The organism is Terriglobia bacterium (assembly GCA_020072565.1).
Classification (GTDB): Bacteria; Acidobacteriota; UBA6911; order UBA6911; family UBA6911; genus JAFNAG01.
Genome location: JAIQGI010000108.1, coordinates 1 through 7,660, shown reverse-complemented (window position 1 = coordinate 7,660; position 7,660 = coordinate 1). Strand labels below are relative to the sequence as shown.

At 58.7% G+C, this 7,660-nt stretch carries 5 protein-coding genes; 4 read left to right on the top strand and 1 reads right to left on the bottom strand.

Annotated elements, in window-relative coordinates; all coding sequences use genetic code 11:
* Window positions 1–356: 356 nt before the first annotated feature.
* Window positions 357–1,589 carry a PQQ-binding-like beta-propeller repeat protein gene (locus LAP85_29120; GenBank protein ID MBZ5500474.1) on the bottom strand — a complete coding sequence of 411 codons (1,233 nt, stop codon included), beginning with the start codon at window positions 1,587–1,589 and terminating at the stop codon, window positions 357–359.
* A gap of 322 nt (window positions 1,590–1,911) precedes the next feature.
* On the opposite strand from LAP85_29120, the gene LAP85_29115 reads away from it, so the two are divergent.
* The 4 genes from LAP85_29115 to LAP85_29100 all read left to right on the top strand — a co-directional run bounded on the left by LAP85_29115 (window position 1,912) and on the right by LAP85_29100 (window position 7,070).
* Window positions 1,912–2,937: a hypothetical protein gene (locus LAP85_29115; GenBank protein MBZ5500473.1), complete on the top strand. Its 1,026-nt coding sequence runs from the start codon at window positions 1,912–1,914 to the stop codon at window positions 2,935–2,937.
* Window positions 2,938–3,112: 175 nt separating this feature from the next.
* Window positions 3,113–3,832, top strand: a complete 720-nt coding sequence (locus tag LAP85_29110; GenBank protein MBZ5500472.1) for a tetratricopeptide repeat protein — start codon at window positions 3,113–3,115, stop codon at window positions 3,830–3,832.
* Window positions 3,833–4,057: 225 nt separating this feature from the next.
* Window positions 4,058–4,396, top strand: a complete 339-nt coding sequence (locus tag LAP85_29105) for a PadR family transcriptional regulator (GenBank protein MBZ5500471.1) — start codon at window positions 4,058–4,060, stop codon at window positions 4,394–4,396.
* 10 nt (window positions 4,397–4,406) lie between these two features.
* Window positions 4,407–7,070, top strand: coding sequence for an ABC transporter permease (locus LAP85_29100; GenBank protein MBZ5500470.1), 2,664 nt, complete (start codon window positions 4,407–4,409; stop codon window positions 7,068–7,070).
* The last annotated feature ends 590 nt before the right edge of the window (window positions 7,071–7,660 follow it).

Here is a 7,660-nt window from a genome sequence, read left to right as displayed (position 1 = left end):
CAGAGCCGTACAGCGATACTGCACCTATGACAAACGGAATCGCCCCAACTTTGTCTCCGCAATGGAAGCGATCCTGCGGAAAACAGCTGGCTCTCCTTAACTTGACGCGCATGCCTTACAGGGCTCTCTTTGTTAACGGTTCCTCATTCCCAGGGCTCGCGCCCTGGGCTGCGGACTGTGAGCGCCCCTTTCGGGGCTCAACCCCCTGCTCCTGGTAGGCTCAAGACGATTCCAATCACCCTTAGTTAAGTGCCATTCAGGACAGCGCCATAACCTCGAAATTCCAGGAAAGCCAATCTCCGCCAGGCTCGAATATTTTCGAGGTTATGGCGCCTGTCCCGAATTCCAGCGGGTGCCTAATCGATCACCCACAGCGTCACTGAATCCTGGTCCCGCACGAATATCCGCTTGCCCGCAAGCACCGGATGAGCATACGTCTGTGTGTCGGCAACCTTGATGCTGGCGATCTCGGTATAAGCTTTGTCGCTCGGCTGGAACACCGACAGGGTTCCATCCTGCGTCAGACCAATCAAGACCGGGCCGACATCCAGGATTGCGCCGAAATTCCGGCGCCGCACCGTGTCGGTCCAGACAGTCTCACCGGTCTTGGCATTCATGCAGAAGAAACTTCCACGGTCCGACAGGCCGTAGAGGAATCCGTCCTTGAGCACGGGCGTGTTGTATTGGACACCAATCTCCTTGTTCGCCCACAGGTCCTTGACGGCAAATCCAGCACCCTGCTTTTCGATCCGGATGGCCTTGGTGCCTCGATTCTGGCCGGCGATAATGACGGTCTGGCCGTCGATGATAGGGGTGGCGCAGTTCCAGATCATTGCCGATCCCGGGAACGGGATCTGCCACAGCTGCTTGCCATCGGCCAGGGCAACGCTGACGAGCATCTTGTCGGTAAGGGTGACGATCTGCCTGGTGCCATCAACGGTCATGAGAGCCGGCGATCCATAGCCGGGGCCGTCGCCGGTCCATTTCCACTTCTGGCCGCCGCTGTTCAGGTCGTAAGCGACGATGCCGCCGTTGCTCGGTGCGCCGACCTGAACGATGGCCATGCCATCGACGATCAACGGCGACATTCCCGTGTAATAGACCGGGTAACCGCCGGAGAACTCGTCTTTACGCCAGAGAAGCTTGCCGCCGGCGGCATCGAGGCAGGAGACGATCCCGGTAACGCCAAGGGTGACGACCTTGCCGTTCGCCACCGCGGGCGAGCTGCGCGGCCCCGAGTGGATGGCCTGCGAAGGCCCGGTCACCGCGGGGCAGGCATAGCTGTCCTTCCACAATTCCTTCCCCGTGGCGGCGTCCAGGCAGAGCGTGGTCTCATCCGCACCCTGGCGAGCAAAGACGTAGAGCTTGTCGCCGACCAGGGCGGGCGTCGAATCGACGCCGCCGCCGACACTCACCTTCCATTTCTGGGTGAATTGCTTGGGCCAGATCGCGGGCACGGCGAACCCGGCAACCTTGCCATCGCGGTTGGGCCCGCGCCACTGCGGCCAATCCTGAGCCATAAGCAGGCTGGTTCCGAGCAGGATCGCACAACATGCCATCACGCAGATTCCTCGATTCGTGTTTCTCATGGAAACTCCCGTTTGAATGAATTCGCAGTGTCGTTTCTGATGAACAGACAGCAATGTAACCCAGGTTGCACGGGGCAGGATATCATGACTCGGGGACGGAAGAGGTACCCGATTTCCCCAATGTGAGTGTCATCCCCAAACTCTCCGCGCTCTGGGATCTCCTCCGCCCCCTTTGCGTAAATCTTTTGCTCTTCATGAGTATTTTCCTGACAAGATAAAATGGGCGCCGGCAGGCCATCAGGTGTTGTATCATGGGTCGCATAGCTCGCTACTGAAGGCCCGTTCCGGATATCAGGCCGGCCGGGCAGCAAGGGGTTCCCGGATGGGCAGCCGCTCAAGATCATCCTTCGCCATCCCTGCACTCATCGTTATCGGCTGCTGTTGCTTCTCTTTGCGGCCAGGTTTCGCGTTGGTCACGCCCGGGCAGACTGCGGTTCCTCAACAGCGCACAACCAATCCTGAAAAAACGACCGTAGTGGACTTGAGTTTCCAGGATCTGCGCAATCGGTATGGCGCAGAACTCCACGATCTCGAGTTTGATGAGAACCAGCAGGATCTCGGCCTGCTTCTCAAAAAAGCAGGAGAAAATGTGGAGGCGTTTTTCAAGAATATCCATGACACCTCATCGAAAGAGCAGATCATCATGCAGAGATTGAGAGAAGATGGGAAAGTCGAGGCCTCGCTCAAGGCGAGCTTTGACTATCTGCTCCTTTCGCGCCCTGATCCAACAGGGACCAGCATCGAGGAATACCGGACCGACAGCCAGGGAAAGTCGGTCAAGCTCAGGACCGACAGCAAAGCGCTTCCGGCAAAGCTCGATAAGACGTCGGGCTATATGGTCACCTCCGGGTTTGCGGGCCACTGCATCTTCCTTCACCCGAGTCATCGTTTCGGGTCCCGTTTTCGCTACCTGGGAAAGCAGGCCTCGGCGCCTCATGCTCAGGTGATCGCCTTCGCCCAAAGGCCCGAGGCCGGAGATTTTCTGGCAGCGATCGGCAGCAACAATCTGACTCCTGTGTTGCTGCAGGGATTGGTGTGGGTAGATCCGCAGACCTATCAGATCGTGCGCTTGCGGACAGACCTGCTCGAGCCCCCGTCGCGATACGGCGTGACGAGACAAACGACGGAGGTCCGGTTCAGCGAAGTGCACCTCCAGGGCATTCCGGAGGTATTTTGGCTCCCTCGCGAAGTAGTAGTCACAGTCGAGCGCTATTCGGTTGCTTCGGTGAAAAATCGACCGATCTTGACAGCCTACCGCAACACGCACACCTATTCCGGCTACAAGTTGTTCACGGTTGAAAGCCGGATTCACTATGATAAGGTTGTAACTCCGCCGGTCAAGAAGTGACACGCGCGCCTGTTGTTTCGATTTGGCCCGGGCCTGGTCGAGGACGAACAGGCGCGTGATGCGACCGCCGGAGAATGAGCCGGGGGCTAGGCTTGGGTTTACCCGAGCGATTTCCCTTGATCCCTCGCGTCGAATCATCAACCCTATGGTTGCCTGTTAATCCCAAGGGACGGACATGCGTTTCCCCACCGCGATTGCTCTCAGCATATTTGGAGTGACGGTAGCCTGCGTTCTCTTTCTGGCAAAGCACAGATCCGCTTCACCTGATGCCGCGGAGGGTGCCGGGAGCCGCGCGGCGCTTGAAGGCGCGCCCGGGAATCCCGGCCCGGTGAACACGGGCAGAGGGGGAACCACAGAGGGAATGCGCGCGCATGAATCCATGGCCCTCGTCCAACCCGATCTGGCAGTAACATCTTCGGTGCAGCGGATCATGGCAGAGGCGTCGCCGGGGGCCAGGACTCTGTTCGAAGAGGGCTTGAGCCTGATGCACAGCGGGAAATTCAGCGAAGCCCGTGAAACGTTCCAGGAGCTCATCAAGACTCACCCTGAAGATAAGGCCAAAGCTCTCGCTTCATGGGCCATCGGTCTTGCCTACTACCAGGAAGGGGGAACGCCGAACCTTCACCAGGCGGCCAATCAATTCATAAGTTTCCGGGACAGCTACAGTTCCGACAAGGACCTCGATGAGTTTGTGCGGGCGGCAATGATCGACATCCCTGTGATCTTGATGGACCTGGTGCACTATGGTCCGAGCCAAATCGAGCGGGACAGCGCAGCCGCGTTGGCCGTCAAGACACTGACGGCGTTTCTGGACAAATGGCCCGACAGTCCGCAGGCGCCCGCAGCCCGTGCTTCGCTCAAGGAGGTCTCGGATTATCTGTCGCGTGCCAAATGAAATTTTCAGAATTAGGTCTGAGATCTCTCCGTTACAGAGATGAAGCGCGAAATCAACAAGCGATAGGAAAGGACGAACATATCCAGGTTTGTCTCGGGTATACCCGAGGAAGCTGAAGGTCCAGCTATCTGCAGGACAGGAGATATTGTCCAGACGTTAACTTTCCCCTTGACAGGCCAAATGAAGCGGCGTACCTTTCATTTGGCCTAGCCAAAGGAGTGAGACATGCCCGAAACCAAGTCTGAAGTGATGTACGGCACTCTGGATCTGATCGTGCTCAAAGCCCTGGACACGCTCGGGCCGCTGCACGGATTTGGAATTGCGGAGCGCATTCATCATGTATCAAGGGAATTGCTGACGCTGAACCAGGGGACGCTCTACGCGTCATTGGCGCGGCTCGAACAGAGCGGCTGCATCAGCTCGAAGTGGGGAACCAGCGAGAACAACCGGCGGGCACGCTACTACTCGATCACCAAAACCGGCCGCCGGCGGCTTGCGAAAGAAGCCGAGGACTGGGAGCGGATGGCGGAATTCATCGGCCGCGTACTCCAGGGCGCGTTTTAGGAGGCTCACCGTGCTTACTCGATTCAGATCCGTGATCGGCATGCTCGGCGCCTTCTTCCGCAGGGGCACGCTCGAAGATCGTCTGCGAGACGAGTTGCAGTTGCACATTGACCTCCTCACCGACAAGAACATACGCCTCGGCATGGCTCCTGACGAGGCACGGCGCCAAGCGCGTATTGCTGTAGGCGGCTTCGAGCAGGCCAGGGAGACCGTCCGGGATGCGCGGGGCTTTGGTTTTCTCGAAGACATCGGACGCGACTTCCGCTGCGGCCTGCGGCAGGTGCGCCGCTCACCAGGCTTCGCCGCCGTCGCCGTCCTCACGCTTGCCCTGGGCATCGGCGTCAACACCGCGATTTTCAACGTGGCACGCGCAACCCTTCTTCAGCCATTGCCGATTAGACATGCCAGCCGCCTGGCGGTGATTTGGGTGAACAACCTCGAACACGGCTGGAGTCGGATCGGGCCGACGGGACAGGACTACCTCGATTGGAAGGAGCAGAGCGAGTCTTTTGACGATATGTTTTTATTCGAGCACGGCACCGGAACCGTGACGGGATCAGGCGAGCCCGAGCAAGTGGCGGGCTTGCGCGTAACAACGAATTTCGGCGACTTTTTTGGAATCAAGCCCCTGCTTGGCCGCACATTTCGCCTGGATGAGGCAGGAAGCCGCCGCAACTTCATAATCCTGGGCTACGGCTATTGGCAGCGGCGCTTCGGTTCCGCCCCATCTGTGATCGGGCGCGGCATGACGTTGAACGGCGAGCCGTACACGATAATCGGAGTCTTACCGGCGGAATTTGCCGCTCTTTTTCCTGCGGATGTGGTCGTGCCTTTCGACACCGACTGGGTGAAGCGTGTTGATACCGACCTTGGCGTTTTCGGCCGGCTCAAGGCCGGAACCACGCTAAAGCAGGCTACCGGGGAGATGAGCGTCATCTCGGAACGGATCGCAGTTGCGCGTCCGTCACGGAAAGGCTTTGGCGTGGTTTTGGTGCCGCTGGAAGACGTGCGCGTGGAGTATCTCCGGCCCGCGCTGCTCGTCTTGCTTGGTGCCGTGGGTTTTGTGCTGCTCATTTCTTGCGCCAACGTCGCCAACCTCATGCTGGCGCGCTCCATTGTGCGCAGGCGTGAGATGGCGATTCGCATGGCGTTGGGCGCCGGACACCTGAGGCTGATCCGTCAGTTCCTCGTTGAGAGCACGCTGCTCTCACTCTCCGGCGGCGCCGCAGGTTCGCTTCTTGCGCTGTGGTCCACCGACCTGCTGAAGATCTTCGTGCCCTCGCGCATTCCCGTTCCGAATGCAGCCGACGCGGTCATGCTGCCGACAATTCACATGAATGGTGCCGCGTTTGCTTTCACGGCAATCATCTCGCTGTTGACGGGAATCATCCTCGGCCTCATTCCTGCGTTTCAAAGCCTGAGGTGCAACGTCGACGAATCGCTGAAAGAGGGTGGGAGAGGCTTGCTCGCCGGCCCGCGTGGACATCGTATCCGCTCCACGCTTGTCATTGTCGAATCTGCCTTGGCGTTTGTGCTGGTGATTGGCGCCGGCCTCATGATCAAGAGCTTTTGGCGGCTATTGGAGGCGAACCCGGGCTTTCATCCCGATCACCTGCTGACGTTGCGGATAAAATTGCCCGCGGATGCGAAGGACTCCAAATATCGGGAGCCTCGCCAGCAGGCCGCCACTTTCCAGCGCTTCCTCGCCGGCGTCGAGGCGGTGCCGGGAATTCAATCGGCCGCATTCGTGAAAATTATCCCGCTCAGCCAGGACGACATGGACATGGGATATTTTGTCGTCAAGGAAGATCCGCCTCTGCCGCCGGGGGAGCATCTCGCAGCGGATTTCAGGAGCATTACTCCCAATTACTTTGCCACGATGGGCATTCCCCTGCTTGAGGGCCGAACCTTCACCGACCAGGACAACCTGGACCGTACGCGGGTGGTAGTGATTGACAAGACGTTGGCCCACTGGTTTTTCCCCAACCAGGATCCGATAGGAAAGCATTTGCAAATCCCGGACGCCACGCGGACCGCGCGCGAAATCGTCGGTGTCGTCGGTGGGGTTCGCGACACCGGCTTCGATCAGCAGCCGCGCCCCACGATTTACTTTCCCTCTCTGCAAAGCCCCGAGCAGACAATGAGCCTGGTGGTGCGCACAACCTTGCCGCCCAGTGCCATTTTGCCAGCGATCAAGAATGCGATTTGGTCGGTTGACAAGAACCAGCCTGTGTTCGGAGTCAGGTCGATGGACGAAATCATCTCGGAAATCGTCTCGGCGCAACGCCTCGCTTTCCTCCTGCTGGGAGTCTTTGCCTTCCTGGCACTCGCGTTAGCGGCGATTGGGATTTATGGTGTGAATTCCTATCTGGTCAGTGAACGAACGCATGAAATCGGTGTCCGCATTGCGCTGGGCGCGCAACCGAGCGATGTTTCGCGCCTTGTGCTCGGCCACGGAGCCAGGCTGGCCGGCATCGGGGTCATCGTCGGCGTGGTGGCAGCATTTGCACTCACGCGCTTGCTCTCAAGTTTGCTCTTCGGCGTCAGCGCAACCGATCCGTTGACATTTGTCGGCGTTGCGATTCTGCTGACCCTCGTCGCGGTCGCCGCCTGCTACATTCCGGCGCGACGGGCGATGCGCGTTGATCCCTTGGTCGCGTTGAGATGCGAATAGTCCTTCTTCGCACCAGTGACCGGCAACCCTACCTTAGAACAGGTGCTCATAAACATGTGGGGGCTTGCGAGGCTCCACCCGCACCCACTATGCGGGTCAGCTTACTCACAAGTTGAGCCGACGAATAAATATGAGGGCAGGATGAAGAGACGACTCGTTCCAGCAGTCCTGGCAGTGTTCGCCGCGCTGCTGTCGTGGTTGGTTTGGATAGCAGCGACCTCGTACGTACGCGCGCCGGGAATATTGGCGGAATTGGATCGTAATGGCCTTTTGCCATTTTCTGCATCCGAACCGCCAAAGGGACCACTCCTTTCTTTGACAGAGTCACGGAGTTCGCGGTAGCTTAAGCTCAGCGTGCTGCAAGCTTACGACGCGCTTCGGCAACAAGCGGGTCCGCGGGGTTGCGTCTGATGTCTAGAAAAACCCTGTATCGCTCTTTTGCCTCCGGGCTGCCTAGCCTCGATTTCCACGGTACTGGAAATGACTAACGCTTGGGCCACTGAGGCAATCAAGCGAAACTGATGACCAGTTCCTTGTTTCCAAACCATGGCATCGGGGTTGATGTGTCAGCAAGCCCCGAGGCCACAAGA